We start from the raw sequence: 2,622 nt of genomic DNA on the forward strand, positions 1-2,622 counted from the left end.
CCTCGGCACGGGGGGGACGCGGGGCAACGGGGTCGTGTCCGGGGACATTCCCACCACCCCCGGCCGCCGAGCCAGGCCTCCCAGAAGCGGACAGACGGGCGTCAGTGCGCGTTGTCTGAGAACGGCTGCACTTCGGCCTGGAGCGTGTGCTCGTTCTCGAAGCGGGCCGGGCGCAGCAGGCGCGTGGTGAGCACCAGGGCCAGGAAGATGGCGCTGGTGCTGAGCGTCACGAAGCGCAGCCCCACTCGGTCCGCCAGCGCGCCCTGCACCCAGACGCCCAGCGCGTAGCCCGCGCCCAACACCATGCTGTAGAGGCTGCCCATGCGCGCCTGCAACTGGCGCGGCACGCGGTTCTGACAGGACGCGCTCAGGCTGCTCATCAGCACCAGGTAGTTGGCGCCCAGGAAGAAGATGCACACCGCCGCCACCTGCAGCGTGGGCGCCAGCCAGTAGATGCCGGACAGCGCCGCGATGGACGTGGCCGCGTAGCCGCGCAGCTTGCGCTGGCCGAACAGCTCCGCGAGCGTGCCCACGCCCAGCGCCGCCGTCACCGCGCCCGCGCCCTGGCAGGTCACCAGCAGCGACGTCGCCGCCGCGCCCTGGCCCAGCTCGCGGATGGCGAACACCGGCACCAGGCCGATGAAGGGCGCCACCAGCGCCGCCACGAAGAAGGTCGCCGCCAGCACCAGCGAGATGTCCTCGTCGTCGCGCGCCACGGTGATGCCGCGCCGGATGCCCGCCCAGAGCGGCTCGAGCTTCGCGGCCGCGTCCCGCGCCGGCGGCACCACGCGGGAGAGCGCCACCAGCACCGCGAAGAAGGACAGCGTGTTCGCGAACAGCGCCCACGCGGGCCCACCCGCCTGCAACACCACCGCGGCCAGCGTGGGCCCCAGGATGCGCCCCAGGTTGAACTGCGCCGAGTTGAGGCTCGTCGACAGGTGCAGCTCTTCTGGCGGCACCAGCTCCGCGAGGAGCGCGCCGAAGGCCGGGTAGGTGAGCGTGCTCACGCACCCGTTGAGGAAGGAGATGACGCCAATGACAGGCACCGTCAGCTGCCCCCGGAACGCCAGCACCGTCAGCACGCCCGCCAGCGCCGCCTGCAGCACCGCGCCGAAGGCAGCGTAGGCGCGCCGGTCGAAGCGATCCGCCAGCGCTCCACCCACCGGCGACAGGATGACCGCGGGCAGGAACGACAGCGCGACGATGGCGCCCGTGGACTCGGCGCGGCCGGTCGTCTGCGTGACGTAGACGCCCATCGCCACCGTCTCCATCCAGGTGCCGATGTTGGAGACGAGCGCGCCCAGCCACACCGCGAAGTAGCCGGGGTGCTCGAAGGGGCGCAGCGAGGCGAGTCGGGGCAGTCGGTGGGATGAAGGCACGGCGGCTTTTCTCTTAGCGCACGCCGCGCTGCCGCGCCCGGCACGGCGCGGCACCCTTGGGGGCGCAATGAAGCAGAGGGGAGTCCAGGCAGCAGCGCGGCTTCAACGAGCCCTGCCTTCCGCGACAGTGACGCGCGGGGCGGGACGTTCCGGACGGGGCTCGCGCTCCCCACCCTCGGAAGGTGCCGTGGGTGGGGGTGCGGCGTTGTCGGGAAGGGGAGGGACGTGCGCTACGGCGCGGAGCCCGCGGCGGTGATGGGGGCCTGGCGCGGGGAGAGGCGGCCGTCGTCGGCGATGCGGGCGCCCGTGTCGGGGAAGTCCTCGTTGGAGAGCTTGCGCACGAGCGAGACGACGTTGGCGTCGGGGTCTGGCTGCGCGATGCCTTCGCCCACCTGCTTGGTGGGGAGGATGCGGCCGGTGGAGAAGCGGCCCTGGCTGTCCAGCTCCACCTCCAGCACCATGCCCAGGCCCTGCGGACCCTTGAGGTTGAAGCGGCCGTAGGTGGCGAAGTTGCCCATGGAGTAGGCGATGAGCCGGCCCTGGTAGAACTCCATGGCGCGGGCGACGTGCGGGCCGTGGCCGAGCACCAGGTGCGCGCCGGCATCCACCACCGCGTGGGTGAAGACGCGCAGGTCGCCGCGGTCCTCGCCGAAGAACATCTCCCGGCCTTCCGGGACGTGCAGCGCCTTGCCGCCCTCGGCGCCGCCGTGGAAGGAGACGACGACGATGTCGTGCGTGGCGGCCACCTGCTTCACCAGCGCCGTGGCGTTGGGGAGGTTGTTCAGGTGGTTGCACCCGGCCGACGTGTGGAAGGCCACGAGGCCAATTTTCAGTCCGTTGCGCTCCAGCGTGGCCACGCTGCCCGGCGGGCCGCTCCAGGCGATGCCCAACGCGTCGAGGGTGGACTCGGTGGCGCGGCGGCACTCCTCGCCGAAGTCACCGGAGTGGTTGTTCGCGGTGGAGGCCACGTCCACGCCCGCGTCCTTGAGGTACTGGCCGAACGACGTGGGGGAACGGAACGCGTAGCAGTTGGCGGGCGAGCGGCACTTGGTGGTGCGGCCGGTGTCGCACAGCGGGCCTTCCAGGTTGACGAAGGTCAGGTCCGCGTCCTCCAGCAGCGGGCGCACGCTGGCGATGACGCTGCCGCCGCCTTCCGGGGGCAGGTAGCCCTCCGGCACGGTGGTGCCGAGCATCAGGTCGCCGGTGGCGCGGATCCGCACCTTCGCGCCCGGGGGCGGGGGAG

Annotated in this window: 2 protein-coding genes; both read right to left on the bottom strand. The window is 72.3% G+C overall.

Annotated elements, in window-relative coordinates:
* Positions 1-101 precede the first annotated feature (101 nt).
* Positions 102-1,379: an MFS transporter gene (locus tag D7X12_RS40705; protein WP_120630483.1), complete on the bottom strand. Its 1,278-nt coding sequence runs from the start codon at positions 1,377-1,379 to the stop codon at positions 102-104.
* 230 nt (positions 1,380-1,609) lie between these two features.
* The coding region (locus D7X12_RS40710; protein ID WP_147443980.1) for a CapA family protein at positions 1,610-2,622 on the bottom strand (1,013 nt) is incomplete at its 5' end.

Origin of the sequence: Corallococcus sicarius (assembly GCF_003611735.1) — a bacterium.
GTDB lineage: Bacteria > Myxococcota > Myxococcia > Myxococcales > Myxococcaceae > Corallococcus > Corallococcus sicarius.